Here is a 14,795-nt window from a genome sequence, read left to right as displayed (position 1 = left end):
ATGCACGACTCCGGGACCGCACCGCAGACGGCTCCGGCCGGGGAAGCGGACCAGCACGAGGGCAGCAGGCACGCCCGCAAGTTCGGTCTTCCCGTCGCCACGGCCCTCGTCATCGGCAACATCGTGGGCGGCGGCATCTTCCTGCTCCCCGCCTCCGTCGCCCCGTACGGCACGATCAGCCTCGTCGCCTTCGCCGTCCTGACCGTCGGCGCCATCGCGCTCGCCCTCGTCTTCGGCCGGCTCGCGAACCGGCATCCGCAGACCGGCGGCCCGTACGTCTACGCGCGTGAGGCGTTCGGCGACTTCGCCGGGTTCCTGGCGGCCTGGTCGTACTGGATCACCACGTGGGTGTCCAACGCGGCCCTGGCCGTCGCCGCCGTCGGCTACCTCGATGTGCTGCTGCCCATCCACGGCTCGACGTTCTGGACGATCGTCGCCGCACTGCTGTGCCAGTGGCTGCCCGCGCTCGCCAACCTCGCCGGGACCCGGTACGTCGGCGCGGTCCAACTGGTCTCCACCGTGCTGAAGTTCGCGCCGCTGCTGCTCGTCGCGGTCGGCGGGCTCTTCTTCTTCCAGGCCGACAACCTCGGTCCCTTCCGGGCGACGGACGACTCCGCGATCGGTGCGGTCTCCGCGTCCGCGGCGATCCTGCTCTTCAGCTACCTCGGCGTCGAGTCCGCGTCCGTCAGCGCCGGCGAGGTCCGCGACCCGCAGCGCAACGTCGGCCGCGCCACCGTCATCGGCACCGGGCTCGCCGCGCTCCTGTACCTGCTGTCCACCCTTTCGGTGTTCGGCACCGTCGCGCACGACCGGCTGGTGAACTCCACGGCGCCGTTCTCCGACGCGGTCAACGCGATGTTCGGCGGCACGTGGGGCGGCACGGCCGTCGCCGTCGCCGCGCTCGTCTCCATGATCGGCGCGCTCAACGGGTGGACGCTGCTCAGCGCCCAGACGCCGTACGCCGCCGCGAAGGACGGGCTCTTCCCCGCGGCCTTCACGCGCAAGCGGCGCGGGATCCCGACGTTCGGTGTGATCGTCGCCGTGACGCTCGCCTCGCTCCTGACGATCTACAACTACACGGTCGGCTCGGCCGGCGTCTTCGAGACCCTCGTCCTCGTCACGACGTTCACGGCGACCGTCCCGTACCTGCTGGCCACGGCCGCGCAGATCTACTTCCTGCTCTCGGGCCAGGGCCACAAGGTGCGTCCTGGCCGTCTGGCCCGCGACATGATCCTCGCCCTCGCCGCGTTCGGCTTCTCGATGTGGCTGGTCGGCGGGGCGGGGTACGCGGCCGTGTACCAGGGTGTGCTGTTCCTGTTCGTCGGGGTGCTGGTGTACGCGTGGATGGCGGCGCGCCGGCAACGGGTTTCGGGGTGATCGGATTCGTCTGCGGGTGAGTGGGGGCTGGTCGCGCAGTTCCCCGCGCCCCTGAAATGCCTGCGCTTCGCGCGCATTTCCCCGACGAAGGCTGGGCGGCGTAGCCGCTCAGCCTTCAGGGGAGGCGCGGCGAAGCCGCTGCCTCAGGGGCGCGGGGAACTGCGCGACCAGCCACGACGCACCCGCAGCCGCCGACGAAACAGAACCCGGCAGATCAGCGGGCGAGCGGCGCCACAACCCACCTCAGCTTCTTGAACATGGAGTCACGCGACCCCAGCTCGACCAGCTTCCGCGCAGCGGGATACGCCTCGTTGCCCTCGATCTCGTAACCGACCTCGAGCGTCCCCGGCACATCCCTGACCTCGAGCCGCGACTCGATCTCGGCAGCCGAGCGCTCGCTGTCCGACGCCATCGCCGTCAGATGCGCGATCCGCCGCTGCTGCGCCTCGTCGAGCGCCTGACGCGGGTCACGCGCACCCGGCGAACGCTGCGCCTGCGCACCCTTGCCGGACGGCGGGGCGACCGCGGAACTCGGCGTGCGGAACTCACCGGTGGCCCGCCGCGTCGACAGCGTCGCCTGGACGACGGTGCCGTCGTTGTCGAGCGCCACGCGGAACTCGCCGCGCCCGGGCGTGATCACCGGTACGCCGTCGAAGGCCTGCCGGAACGTGACGTGCGTCTCCAGCGACACCGGCTCACCGATCTGCGAGCCGTCCTTCTTGCCGCTGTTCTGCATGAGGTCGTGCACGCCGTCCACGACCAGCTCGGCGCCGTCAGTGTTCTCTGCGTGTCGCTCCGCGAACTGCCGGGCCAGCTCGACGGCACGCTCGGTCGGCAGCTGCCGCGTGTTGCGGTGGTTGGCGTCGGCGAGCTTCACCCAGCGCACCGCCTGCGGCGCCGTCGACACGTACCGGTCGCCGGAGCTCGCGCTGAGCACGCCCTGCCGCTCGACCTGGACCTCCTGGAGCGCCGCGGACGGGAAGTGCGCCAGCTGCCCCAGCCTGGTCAGCTCGTCGCTCGGGTCGCGCGGCGCGAGCTGCACGATCTGCGGCTCGGCCGGCGCCTGCGTCAGCGGGTCGCGCAGCCCCTCGCGGGCGTAGTACCAGCGCCACACGTACCAGGCGTCGGAGACGTGCTCGCGATAGAAGTTGCGCTCGGAGTTGAGCCGGTTCTGCGCCTCGGCCTGCGTCGCGCCGGTGGCAGCGACCGACGGGGCCTGGCCGTGGTAGATGTCCCAGCTCGCGTTGAGCCACGCGTCGCAGAACGTCTGGCCCGCACGCCACTTCTCCCAGAACTTCTTGCCGTAGTCCGGGCTGTCGATGCTCGTCGTCTCGAACCCGAAGATCATCCGGGAGCCGAGGTTGGGGCCCGCCCACGTACGGATGGGGGAGTGGCCGTCGAGGACGCGCAGCGAGTTGCACGTCGACCAGAACACGTAGTTCGCCTTCTCGTTGCCGAACGCCATCCGGTTGGAGACCGCGTCCGAGCGGTTGTCCCACGTGCCGCCGAGCGGCGCGAAGAACACCCCGTTGCCGTCCATGCCGCCGTGCCCCGAGTGGTACGCGGCGACGACGGCGTCCACGCCGTACCTGTCCTGCCAGTTGTCGTACGTCTCCTCGTACGCCCACACCTGTACGCCGCTGTCGGCGAACCAGAAGTTCCGGTCGTAGAACTGCTGGAGGTACGCGAGCCAGCCGGTCGCGTCCTCGTGGGTGTGGGAGAGCGGGTTCTGGTTCACGAACTTCTGGATGCTGAACGCGCCCCACCAGCCGAACGTCGAGTCGCGGTCGGTGGCGCCGGGCTTGCCGGTCTCCAGTGGTGACGGACCTCGGTCCGCGTAGATCATGCGCATGGTCGAACCCCCTGCGAAACCCCGTGAGAATCCCCTACTTGGGGGGCCTCAAAGTGTCACCGCCGTGCCGTCTTGCCCAGCGCGCATTCCGGCCATGGTGACCCCGCCACGGGCATGTTCCGGCTCCCCTCGCGTCGCTCTGGAGGGGGTGGCTCCGGTGGTACGTGGAAGGGGCACACGCCGGAAATCCAGGTGCGGGTGCCGACCGCCCGGTCCCACACTGTTCGGGCGGAAGGCCGCGCACCAGCGCGCCCCGCTCGAACACCTCCCTCACTCTCCCTGGAGTCAGTACGTGCAGGCTGCCGTCACGGTCACGCCCTCCCGCATCCCGGAGCTGCTGCTCGGTCTCGCGACCGTGCGGCCGGTCTTCATCTGGGGCGCCCCCGGCATCGGAAAGTCCTCCCTGGTAAGGGCTTTCGCCGAGTCGCTCGGGCTGGAGTGCGTGAGTCTGCTCGGGACGCAGCTGGCCCCCGAGGACCTCATCGGGGTGCCGCAGATCCGTGACGGGCGCTCGGTGTTCTGCCCGCCGGAGGCCATCGCCCGCGACGAGCCGTACTGCCTGTTCCTGGACGAGCTGAACGCGGCGACGCCGGACGTGCAGAAGGCGTTCTACTCCCTGATCCTGGACCGCCGGATCGGGAACTACGAGCTGCCCGAGGGGTCCATCGTGATCGGCGCGGGCAACCGCGCGACGGACAACGCGCTGGCCCGCCCCATCGCCTCGGCCCTGATCAACCGCCTCGCCCACGTCCACCTGGAGGCCTCGCCCGCGGACTGGCTGCGCTGGGCCGCGGGCGCCGGCATCCACCCCTGGATCCAGGACCACCTGACCGACCGCCCCGACCACCTGTGGTCCAAGCCGCCGAAGACCGAGGAGCCGTTCTCCACGCCCCGCTCCTGGCACATGCTCAGCGACGCCCTGCACAGCTTCGGGCCGACGCTGGACGAGGACACCCTGAAGGTCCTCGCGCACGGCACGCTCACCCCGGCGCACGCGGTCGCCTTCTGCGGCTACGCGAAGATTGTGCGCAGCCGGTTCGGTCTGGACGCGATCCTCAAGGGCGACGCCCGCTGGCCGCACCGGATCGAGGACCGCGACCTGCTGTACTACCTCGCCGAGTCGTTCCGCGGGCGCCTCGTCAAGGACCTTCCGGCGTCCAAGGAGCACGCGTCGCCGTCGGTCCGCCAGACCGCGTACCGCGCCAAGTCGCTGCTCGTGCAGCTCGCCGAGATCTCCGTCGAGGTGGCCCAGACGGTCATCGCCGACGACGCCGACGGCAACCCGCTGCTGCCCGCCTGGTTCCTGGTCGAGGCGGCCCGCGACATGCCGCGTCTGGTGGAGGCCCGCCGATGACGCGCGGTTCCAAGAGCGCTCAAGAGCGGCGGCCCGACCCGTCAACCGAGGCCTATCTCAAGGGACTTGCGCTGGTGCGGGCCAATCCGGCGCTCGACGCGCTGGAGGCGTCGTTCTGCCGCGACGGCTGCCGCTCCGCGCCGCCGAACGGCTGGGCGACGGCCGACTCGAACGGCCGCATCCACGTCCACCCCACACGACGGGCCGAACCCGCCGAGTGGGCCTGGGCGTTGGCGCACTGCCTGCTGCACCTCGGGTTCGGCCACGTCCCGGCCGCCGAGGGCACGCGCGTGCAGCCCGACACGTACGAGCTCGCGGCGCGCTGCGTGGTCGTGCACCGCTTCCAGCAGACGTTCCCGGTGGGCCGCCCGCCGGACGGCCTGCCCGCCGCCTTCCCGGGCGGCGACGAGGAGCAGCTCGCCGCGCGCTGGCGCCGCGACGGCATCCCGCCCGCGTACGCGCACTGCGGCGCGGGCGGCACCGCCCCCGACCAGGTCCTGAAGCCCTGGCTCGGCTGGACCGCGGCCCCCGACTGGCAGACCGGGTTCGCGCACGCCCTGACCCGTACGGTGTCCGCCGCCATGGACGTCGCGGGCGGCCGGCGCGACGACATCAAGGGCGAGCGGGTGCCGCAGCGTTCCTGGGAGCGCGCCCTGAGCTGGTTCGTGTCCTCGTACCCGCTGCTCGGCGGGATCGCGGCCGGCATGACGGTCGTCGCCGACGCCGAACTGGCCCGTGCTCACGACATCTCCGTCGCCGCTGTCAACGCCGACCTCGGCGAGATCTACATCAACCCGCTCAAGCGTCACACCGACGAGGAGTGGCGGTTCATCCTCGGCCACGAGATGCTGCACGCCGCCCTGCGCCACGGCGACCGCCGCGGCGCCCGTGACCCGTACCTCTTCAACGTGGCGGCCGACTACGTCATCAACGGCTGGCTGCGCGAGATGCGCGTCGGCGAGATGCCCGAAGGGCTGCTGTACGACCCGGAGTTGAAGGACCTGTCCGCCGAGGAGGTCTACGACCTGATCGCCGCAGACCTGCGGACCAAGCGGCGCCTCGCGACCCTGCGCGGCAAGGGCCGCGGCGACATCCTGGGCGAACCGCTCGGCCCCGTACGGGACTTCGTGGACCTCGACGAGTTCTACCGGCGCGGTCTGGTCCAGGGCTTCGACCTGCACCGGAGTCGCGGCGAGCGGGGCCTGATCCCGTTCGGCCTGATCGAGGAGATCCGCGCCCTGGCCCATCCGCCGGTGCCGTGGGACGCCCAACTGGCGCGCTGGTTCGACGAGTTCGTGCCGCGCCCCGAGCCGGTGCGCACCTACGCCCGCCCGTCCCGCCGCCAGGCATCCACGCCCGGCATCCCGCGCGCGGGCCGCTACTTCCCGCCCGAGGAGATCGCCCGCTGCACCTTCGGCGTCGTCCTGGACACGTCCGGGTCGATGAGCCGCACCCTGCTCGGCAAGGCGCTCGGCGCGATCGCCTCGTACGCCGAGGCCCGCGACGTGCCCGCGGCGCGGGTCGTCTTCTGCGACAGCGCCCCGTACGACGCCGGATACGTCCCGGTGACGGAGATCGCGGGCCGGGTCCGGGTCAAGGGTCGCGGCGGCACCGTCCTGCAGCCCGGTATCGACCTGCTGCGCCGGGCCGACGACTTCCCCGCGGGCGCGCCGGTGCTCATCATCACGGACGGTGACTGCGACGTCCTGCGGGTGCCGCGCGAGTACGCGTACCTGATCCCGCAGGGCGGCAGACTGCCGTTCACGGCGCGTGGTCCTGTGTTCCGGGTGCGGTGAGGGCGGATGTGATCGGATGGTGGTCATAGACCCGTCCGAAACGGAAGGAACCATCGTGGCTACCACGCGCTCCGCGCACACCGTATGGGAAGGCAACCTGCTCGAGGGCAGCGGCACCGTCACCTTCGACTCGTCGGGCATCGGGCAGCAGCCCGTGTCCTGGCCCTCCCGCGCCGAGCAGGCGAACGGCAAGACCAGCCCGGAAGAGCTGATCGCGGCCGCGCACTCGTCCTGCTTCTCCATGGCGCTCTCGCACGGCCTGTCCGGCGCGGGCACCCCGCCCACCAAGCTGGTCACCTCGGCGGACGTGACGTTCCAGCCGGGTGAGGGCATCACCGGCATCCACCTCATCGTCGAGGGCACCGTCCCGGGCCTCGACGAGGACGGCTTCCAGGCCGCGGCCGAGGACGCCAAGAAGAACTGCCCGGTGAGCCAGGCCCTGACCGGCACCACCATCACCCTGACGGCCAAGCTGGCCTGACCCTCTGACGCACCGTCAGGTGCGCGCGACAGTGCCCCGGACCCCCGCTGCGGGTCCGGGGCACTGTCATGAGCGCAGGTCGCGAGGGTGGTGTCGTAGCCCGGTAATGTGCTCGAAACTGCAAGAACAGAGCAAGTTTCAAGCACCTATTGTCATGCAGGCGTCTGTGGTGCAAGATTCACGCACGCCTCGCGGGCCGGTGTTCGGAGCCCCGCGGCCCCACCCCGCCACCCTCGATGTCGGAGGTGCATGTGACGGCTCCCGCGTCCACATCACCCGGCAAGGTCGTGCCCCGGCCTGCCGATCCACCCTCAGCACGGCCGGACCACGGCACCGGCAGCACGCAGCGCAAGGCGACGATCCGTCAACGCCTGCGCCGCGACCGGATGTTGCTGCTCCTGTGCGTCCCGGGCATCGCGTACTTCGCGGTGTTCTTCTACCTGCCGCTGACCGGCAACGTCACGGCGTTCCAGGACTACCAGCCCTATCTGGGCTTCATGCACAGCGTCTGGGTCGGCCTGGACAACTTCCAGGCCCTGGTCCAGGAGCCGGAGTTCTGGACGGCGGTGTGGAACACGCTCCAGATCGGCGCCGTCCAGCTGCTGCTCTACTTCCCGGCCCCGATCCTGCTCGCCCTGTTCCTGAACTCGCTGATCAGCACCAAGACGCGGCGTCTGATGCAGACCATCGTCTACCTGCCGCACTTTCTGTCATGGGTCGTCGTGGTCAGCTTCTTCCAGCAGATCTTCGGCGGCGTCGGCACGGTCAGCAGCCTCCTGAACGACCACGGGCTGCACGTCGGCAACATCATGAACAACCCCGACACCTTCATGCTGCTGCTGACCTCGCAGTCGATCTGGAAGGACGCCGGCTGGGGAGCGATCATCTTCCTCGCCGCGATGGCCTCGATCGACCCGGGCCTGTACGAGTCCGCGGCGATGGACGGCGCCGGCTGGCTGCGCCGCATGTGGCACGTGACGCTGCCCGGCATCAGGCCCGTGATGATCATGCTGCTCATCCTGCGGCTCGGCGACATCCTCTCCGTCGGCTTCGAACAGGTCCTGCTCCAGCGGGACATGGTCGGCGCGGACGCCTCCGAAGTGCTCGACACGTACGTCTACTTCCACGGAGTCGTCGACGGCGACTGGGGCATGTCCACGGCCGCGGGACTGATGAAGGGCGTCATCGGCTTCGTCCTCATCGTCGCCGCCAACAAGGTCGCCCACCGCCTCGGTGAGCAGGGGGTCTACCAGTGAGCACCATGTCCGCCCCGCAGTTCCTGCGCCGCCGCGCCACCCGTCGCGGAACGGGCCGCCCCGCCTGGATGGAGCCGCCGAGCCCGGCGGGCCAGACCCTCAAACTGGTCGTCATCCTGGCCATGATCGTGGCCGTCGGCTACCCGTTCCTGCTCGCGATCGGCACCAGCCTCTCCAGCAAGGCCGAACTCGCCGCGAACGGCGGCTACGTCCTCTTCCCGGAGCACCCGACCCTGGAGGCCTACCGCGTCGTCCTCGCCGGCGGCGTCGTCACCCGCGCCGCGACGGTCAGCGTCGGCGTCACCCTCGTCGGCACCGCCCTGAGCCTGCTGTGCACGGTGTGCCTCGCGTACGGCCTCTCCCGGCCCGGCACGTTCGCCGGGAAGCCGCTGCTGCTCGTGGTCGTCGGCACCTTCCTCTTCACGCCCGGCGTCATCCCCAACTACCTGGTCGTGCAGGAACTCGGGATGATCGACACCTATGGCGCCATGGTCCTGCCGATCATGCTCAACGCCTTCAACGTCATCGTCGTACGCGCCTTCTTCCAGGGCATACCCGACGAGCTGCACGAGGCGGCCCGGCTCGACGGCGCGGGCGAGCTCACCATCATGTGCCGGATCGTGCTGCCGCTCTCCAAGGCCGTGATCGCCGTGGTCGGCATGTTCTACGCGGTCACGTACTGGAACAGCTTCTTCAACGCGATGCTGTACATCAACGACTCCAACAAGCTTCCGCTCCAGGTCATCCTGCGCTCGTACGTCATCCAGGGCGACACCTTCAACGCGAAGGCGCTCGGCGTCAGCGTCCTGCCCGCCACCACGGCGCTGTCCATGGCGGTGCTGATGCTCGCCGTGCTGCCGATCGTCGCGGTCTACCCCTTCCTGCAGAAGTACTTCGTCAAGGGCGTGCTCACCGGGGCCGTCAAGGCCTGACGGCCCCTCATATCCCGTACAAAGCCTCCCTGTTCACCTTTCCTTAGGAGAACCATGCCTTCCAGCAGAATCGACCGCCGTGGATTCCTCGGTGCCGCCGGTGTCGCCGGCCTGACCGTCGCGGGCGGCGGACTGCTCACCGCGTGCGGCGACGGCGGGACGACGAGCGGCGGGGCCGAGGCCTCCGCCAAGCTGCGACTGCCCACGTACGTACCGGCGAAGGTGCCCGCCCCCGACCTCCCCGGCAACGCGCAGGGTCTCGACCCGGCGTATCTGCGCTACCCGAAGGACCTGGTCAAGAGCGCCGCGAAGGCCCCCGGCGACGGCAAGCCGATCACCGCCCTGACCGAGACGTTCACGACGCCCGCCCCGGCGATGAACCGCAACGCGTACTGGCAGGAACTGAACAAGCGGCTCGGCTCCGAGATGCGGATGACCATCGTCAACGGCCTCGGCGCCGACAGTGTCTACCGCGAGAAGTTCAACGCCACCATCGCGGGCGGCGACCTCCCCGACCTGATGTGGTTCCCCCCGAACCAGGGCCTCAAGAACGTCCCCGACCTGCTCCGCGCCAAGTTCCACGACCTCACCCCGTACCTCTCCGGCGACGCCGTCAAGAAGTACCCGAACCTGGCGAACATCCCCGGGTACGCGTGGAAGACCGCCGTCATCGACGGGAAGATCTGGGGGTACGCGGTTCCGTACGGGCGCATGGGCCAGGTCTATGTCGCCAACGAGGACTTCTGGAAGCCGGTCGGTGGCACGGAATTCGAGAGTGCGCAGGACTTCTTCGACAAGGCGAAGGAGCTTCTCGACGTCAAGCGCAAGAAATACGTTCTCGAACCGGCCTACGTGAATCACATCCTGCAGTTCGCCTACTGGCACGGCGCACCGAACAGCTGGCGTCTGGACGGGGGCAAGCTCACGCACTACTTCGAGACGGACGAGCTGATCGCCGGTATCGAGTTCGCCCTCAAGTGCCAGAAGGCGCAGCTGTTCTGGCCGGACCCGAACCTGGCCACCACCCTGGAGAAGATGGAGGGCGGCTTCCTCGGACTGCACGTCCAGTCCTTCCCCGGCTTCCTCAACGACAGCAACATGTACGACTGGCCGGAGAAGATCGTCGTGCCGTTCGCCGCGGAGAAGGGCATGTCACCGACCTGGGGCTACGGCTACGGCTCGGTCGGCTTCACCGCGATCAACAACAACGTCCCCAAGTCCCGTATCCCCACGCTCCTCAAGGTGCTCGACTACCTCAGCGCCCCCATGGGAACCGAGGAGCGGCTCTTCCTGGACAACGGCATCGAGGGCACGCACCACACCCGCTCCAAGGACGGGGATGTGCAGCTGAATCAGAAGGGCAATGCCGAAGTGCTCACGACTCGGCAAGCCATCAACTTCTTCGGCAACGCCCCGGAAAGTCTCTACCTGCCGGGCAAGCCCGATGTCACGCGCTCCATCCACCAGGCTCAGACCGAGCTGATGAAGATAGCCAGGGCCAATCCGACCACCGGCTTCTTCTCGGACACCTTCGCACAGAAGGGCGCGTCCGCGAGCGACGAGGTCTACACCGCCATCAAGGACATCGTCGCAGGACGCAAGCCGCTGTCCTCCTTCAAGAAGGAGGTGCTGCCCAAGTGGCGCCGCACCGCCGGTGACGCCATGCGCCGCGAGTACGAGCAGGCCATCGCCAAGGGGGCAAAGTGAGCGACGACCTGCGGATCGGCGTCATCGGCCTCGGCCTGCGCCGCAACCTCGCCACCGCCGCGCACCGGCCGGGACGCGGATCGGTCGTGGCGGCCGTCGCCGACCTCGACCCGGCCGTGCGGGCCAAGGTGCCCGACTGGTACGAGGGCGCGGCGGTCTTCGAGGACCACCGGGCGCTGCTCGACGCCCCGGACATCGACGCCGTGATCGTCGCCACCCCCGACGACACCCACGAGGCCATCGCCTGTGACGTGCTGCGCGCCGGCAAGCCGGTGTACGTGGAGAAGCCGCTGGGGATCTCCGTCGAGCAGTGCGACACCATCCTGCGCACCGCGTACGAGACCGGCACCCGGCTCTATGTCGGGCACAACATGCGGCACATGGGCGTCGTACGGACGATGCGCGACATCATCGCGCGCGGCGACATCGGCGAGCCGAAGACCGTGTGGGTACGGCACTTCGTCAGCTACGGCGGCGACTACTACTTCAAGGACTGGCACGCCGACCGGCGCCGCACCACCGGCCTCCTGCTCCAGAAGGCGGCGCACGACATCGACGTCGTGCACTGGCTGGCCGGCGGCTACACCCAGCGGGTCAATGCGCTCGGCGACCTGATGGTCTACGGCGACCTGCCGCGCCGCGAGCCCGACACCCCGCGCCCCGAGGGCTGGCTGCGCGACTTCGACTGGCCGCCGGCCGAGCGCAAGGACCTGCACCACGTCGTGGACGTCGAGGACGTGTCCGTGATGAACATGCGCCTCGACAACGGCGTCATCGCCGCCTACCAGCAGTGCCACTTCAGCCCGGACTACTTCCGCAACTACACCGTCATCGGCACCGAGGGCCGCCTGGAGAACTTCGGCGACCGGCCCGGCGACGAGGTGCGGGTGTGGAACACCGGGCCGAGCGCCTACCGGTCGGATGCCGACGCCGTCCACCGCGTGCCGGACGCCACCGGCTCGCACGGCGGCGCCGACGAGAGCATCGTCGACGAGTTCTGCCGTTTCGCCCGGGACGGCGGGCTCACGGACACGAACCCGGTGGCGGCGCGGATGAGCGTGGCCGCGGGGGCCCTGGCCACGCGCTCGCTTCGGGAGGGCGGCACCCCGTACGACGTGCCGCCGCTCGACCCGCAGTTGCTCGCCCACTTCGTGAACGGGCAGCCGGGCGCACGGTAGTTCGCCCCCTTGACGTAGGCCCGCTCAAGTTTTGTGCTGGTTTCCAGGACAACACTTGAGCGGGCCTGCTGTTGTGAGAGGGGACGCGTCATGGGGCGTGCGGTCGGTATCGATCTCGGCACGACGAACTCGGTGGTGGCCGTACTGGAGGGCGGTGAGCCCACCGTCGTCGCCAACGCGGAGGGCGCGCGCACCACCCCCTCCGTCGTCGCCTTCGCCAAGAACAAGGAAGTGCTCGTCGGCGAGGTCGCCAAGCGGCAGGCCGTCACGAACGTGGAGCGCACCGCGCGTTCCGTCAAACGCCATATGGGCGACGGGAGTTGGCACTTCCCGGAGAGCGGCACGATCGACGGCCACCGCTACAGCGCCCAGGAGCTGTCCGCCCGCGTCCTGCAGAAGCTCAAGCGTGACGCCGAGTCCTACCTCGGCGAGGACGTCACCGACGCCGTCGTCACCGTGCCCGCCTACTTCGACGACGCGCAGCGCCAGGCCACCAAGGAGGCCGGTGAGATCGCAGGCCTGAAGGTGCTGCGCATCATCAACGAGCCGACCGCGGCCGCCCTCGCCTACGGCCTCGACAAGGGCGGCGAGCAGACCGTCCTCGTCTTCGACCTGGGCGGCGGCACCTTCGACGTGTCGCTCCTGGAGATGGCCGACGGCGTCATCGAGGTCAAGGCCACCAACGGCGACACCCGGCTCGGCGGCGACGACTGGGACCAGCGCGTCGTCGACCACCTCGTACGGCAGTTCAAGAACGCGTACGGGATCGACCTCGCGGCCGACAAGATGGCGCTCCAGCGGCTGCGCGAAGGCGCCGAGAAGGCGAAGATCGAGCTGTCGTCGTCGAGCGAGACGAACGTGAACCTGCCGTACATCACCGCGTCCGCCGAAGGCCCGCTGCACCTCGACGAGAAACTGACGCGCGCTCAGTTCCAGGAGCTGACAGCAGACTTGCTCGACCGCTGCAAGAAGCCGTTCCATCAGGCGGTGAAGGACGCGGGGGTCGAGCTGAAGGACATCGACCACGTGATCCTGGTCGGCGGCTCCACGCGGATGCCCGCCGTCACCGATCTCGTACGGGAGCTGACCGGCAAGGCCCCGCACAAGGGCGTCAACCCGGACGAGGTCGTCGCCGTGGGGGCTGCCTTGCAGGCCGGTGTCCTCCGCGGTGACGTGAAGGACGTGCTGCTGCTCGACGTCACGCCGCTGTCGCTCGGCATCGAGACCAAGGGCGGCGTCATGACGAAGCTCATCGAGCGCAACACGACCATTCCTACCCGGCGTTCGGAGATCTTCACCACCGCCGCCGACAACCAGCCGTCCGTCGGCATCCAGGTCTTCCAGGGCGAGCGGGAGATCGCCGCCTACAACAAGAAGCTCGGCGTCTTCGACCTCACCGGCCTGCCGCCCGCGCCGCGCGGCGTCCCGCAGATCGAGGTCACCTTCGACATCGACGCCAACGGCATCATGCACGTGTCGGCGAAGGACCTCGCCACCGGGCGCGAGCAGAAGATGACGGTGACCGGCGGCTCCGCGCTGCCCAAGGACGACATCGACCGGATGATGCGCGAGGCCGAGACCCACGCGGAGGAGGACCGCAGGCGCCGTGAGGCCGCCGAGGCCCGCAACGAGGCGGAGCAGCTCGTGTACCAGACGGAGCGGTTCCTGCGGGACAACGAGGAACGGGTACCGCCGGAGGTGCGGGGTGAAGTCGAGGACGCCGCAGGGGAGTTGAAGGGGTTGCTCGCCGCTGATCCGCCGGACACGAACGCCCTCCGGGAGGGGGTGCGGAAGCTGGCCACCGTCAGTCAGAAGGTGGGGCAGGCGATGTATCAAGGGGCCGGTGCGTCGTCGTCGCCGTCCGCGGACGAGGCGTCCGAGGACGTGGTCGATGCGGAGATCGTGGATGATGAGAAGGGTGCGGCCTCTTAGGGGGCGTCGTCACGGGGCTCCGTCCCGGGCCCCGCTGCTCAATCGCCGCAGGGGCTCTAATTGAGCCGCGACCGCCACTTCTCCATGATTTCAAGGGTGCGCTCCGCCCCCGCCGCCTGGGCCACCAAGTGGTCGAGGACCTCCAGGTGTGCGCCCACCTCGTCGCGCGAGTCCAGGTACAGCGCCCCGGTGACGTACTCGCTGTACACCATGTCCGGCAGCTCCCGTACAGGGAAACGGAACAGGGTGAACGGGCCGTACGTGCCGGGGTGCGGGCCCGAGGCGAACTCGGCTATCTGGAGCGTGACATGGGGGAGACGGGCCGCTTCGATGAGCCGGTCGAGCTGGCCGCGCAGGACCGCGGGGCCGCCCGGCGGCCGCAGCAGCACCGTCTCGTCCATGACGACCCACAGGCGCGGCGCGTCCTCCCGGGTGAGCAGCGACTGACGGGCCATGCGCAGCGCGACATGGCGCTCGACGTCGTCGGGGTGCGAGCGGCCCACCGTGCCCGCGTCGAAGACGGCCCGCGCGTACTCCTCCGTCTGCAACAGGCCCGGCACGAAGTGCGGTTCGTAGGCGCGGATCATCTCGGCCGCGCCTTCGAGCGACACGTACAGGCTGAACCAGTCGGGCAGCACGTCGTGGTAGCGCTGCCACCAGCCCGGCAGGTTCGCCTCCTCGGCGAGGGCGACGAACGCCTCGATCTCCCGCTCGGGAATCGCGTACAGCTCCAACAGCATCTGTACGTAAGGGATCTTGAGGGCGACCTCGGCGGTCTCCATCCGGCGGATGGTGGCGCCGGTCACCCGCAGCGAGCGGGCCGCCTCGTCACGCTTGAGCCCCGCGGCCTCCCTGAGGTCGCGCAGCCGTCGGCCGAGAACGACCTGGCCCACGGTGGGGGCGGGTCGCCGTTCACTCACGTCACGTCTC

The 14,795-nt window shown here is 69.6% G+C and carries 11 protein-coding genes; 9 read left to right on the top strand and 2 right to left on the bottom strand.

Going from position 1 to position 14,795, the window contains the following annotated elements; all coding sequences use genetic code 11:
• Nucleotides 1-1,377, top strand: coding sequence for an amino acid permease (locus tag AB0L37_RS10365; protein ID WP_365502454.1), 1,377 nt, complete (start codon nt 1-3; stop codon nt 1,375-1,377).
• A gap of 214 nt (nt 1,378-1,591) precedes the next feature.
• Here the strand turns inward: AB0L37_RS10365 and AB0L37_RS10360 are convergent, their stop codons facing one another.
• A complete protein-coding gene (locus AB0L37_RS10360) occupies nt 1,592-3,229 on the bottom strand; it encodes a DUF6345 domain-containing protein (RefSeq protein ID WP_365502452.1) in 1,638 nt (545 codons plus the stop codon).
• Between the two features lie 292 nt (nt 3,230-3,521).
• Here AB0L37_RS10360 and AB0L37_RS10355 point away from each other — a divergent pair, with 292 nt between their 5' ends.
• From AB0L37_RS10355 to dnaK, 8 genes are all read left to right on the top strand, one after another.
• Nucleotides 3,522-4,583 carry a MoxR family ATPase gene (locus AB0L37_RS10355; RefSeq protein WP_365502450.1) on the top strand — a complete coding sequence of 354 codons (1,062 nt, stop codon included), beginning with the start codon at nt 3,522-3,524 and terminating at the stop codon, nt 4,581-4,583.
• A complete protein-coding gene (locus AB0L37_RS10350) occupies nt 4,580-6,379 on the top strand; it encodes a hypothetical protein (protein ID WP_365502448.1) in 1,800 nt (599 codons plus the stop codon). The genes AB0L37_RS10355 and AB0L37_RS10350 overlap by 4 nt, the downstream gene beginning before the upstream one ends.
• Before the next feature lie 55 nt (nt 6,380-6,434).
• The gene (locus tag AB0L37_RS10345; protein WP_365502446.1) at nt 6,435-6,860 is read left to right on the top strand and encodes an OsmC family protein; all 426 of its coding nucleotides are present in this window, start codon (nt 6,435-6,437) and stop codon (nt 6,858-6,860) included.
• A gap of 359 nt (nt 6,861-7,219) precedes the next feature.
• Complete coding sequence (locus tag AB0L37_RS10340) at nt 7,220-8,116, top strand: ABC transporter permease subunit (protein ID WP_365502740.1); 897 nt, start codon at nt 7,220-7,222, stop codon at nt 8,114-8,116.
• Nucleotides 8,117-8,121: 5 nt separating this feature from the next.
• On the top strand, nt 8,122-9,048 hold the full coding sequence (locus AB0L37_RS10335; RefSeq protein WP_365502738.1) for a carbohydrate ABC transporter permease: 927 nt from the start codon (nt 8,122-8,124) through the stop codon (nt 9,046-9,048).
• 54 nt (nt 9,049-9,102) lie between these two features.
• Nucleotides 9,103-10,755, top strand: coding sequence for a hypothetical protein (locus tag AB0L37_RS10330; RefSeq protein ID WP_365502444.1), 1,653 nt, complete (start codon nt 9,103-9,105; stop codon nt 10,753-10,755).
• The gene (locus AB0L37_RS10325; protein ID WP_365502442.1) at nt 10,752-11,933 is read left to right on the top strand and encodes a Gfo/Idh/MocA family oxidoreductase; all 1,182 of its coding nucleotides are present in this window, start codon (nt 10,752-10,754) and stop codon (nt 11,931-11,933) included. The genes AB0L37_RS10330 and AB0L37_RS10325 overlap by 4 nt, the downstream gene beginning before the upstream one ends.
• Before the next feature lie 90 nt (nt 11,934-12,023).
• Complete coding sequence (dnaK, locus tag AB0L37_RS10320) at nt 12,024-13,865, top strand: molecular chaperone DnaK (protein ID WP_365502440.1); 1,842 nt, start codon at nt 12,024-12,026, stop codon at nt 13,863-13,865.
• A 56-nt stretch (nt 13,866-13,921) separates the two neighbouring features.
• Here dnaK and AB0L37_RS10315 read toward each other — a convergent pair whose 3' ends face one another.
• Nucleotides 13,922-14,785, bottom strand: a complete 864-nt coding sequence (locus AB0L37_RS10315) for a helix-turn-helix transcriptional regulator (RefSeq protein ID WP_365502438.1) — start codon at nt 14,783-14,785, stop codon at nt 13,922-13,924.
• Nucleotides 14,786-14,795: the final 10 nt, after the last annotated feature.

The organism is Streptomyces sp. NPDC052225, assembly GCF_040679615.1.
Taxonomy (GTDB): Bacteria; Actinomycetota; Actinomycetes; order Streptomycetales; family Streptomycetaceae; genus Streptomyces.
This window is presented reverse-complemented; position numbering and strand designations above follow the sequence as displayed.

Coding starts and splice junctions, on each gene's coding strand:
- AB0L37_RS10365 (WP_365502454.1), top strand. CDS start 1: ATGCACGACTCCGGGACCGCACCGCAGACGGCTCCGGCCGGGGAAGCG.
- AB0L37_RS10360 (WP_365502452.1), bottom strand. CDS start 3,229: ATGCGCATGATCTACGCGGACCGAGGTCCGTCACCACTGGAGACCGGC.
- AB0L37_RS10350 (WP_365502448.1), top strand. CDS start 4,580: ATGACGCGCGGTTCCAAGAGCGCTCAAGAGCGGCGGCCCGACCCGTCA.
- AB0L37_RS10335 (WP_365502738.1), top strand. CDS start 8,122: ATGTCCGCCCCGCAGTTCCTGCGCCGCCGCGCCACCCGTCGCGGAACG.
- AB0L37_RS10330 (WP_365502444.1), top strand. CDS start 9,103: ATGCCTTCCAGCAGAATCGACCGCCGTGGATTCCTCGGTGCCGCCGGT.
- dnaK (WP_365502440.1), top strand. CDS start 12,024: ATGGGGCGTGCGGTCGGTATCGATCTCGGCACGACGAACTCGGTGGTG.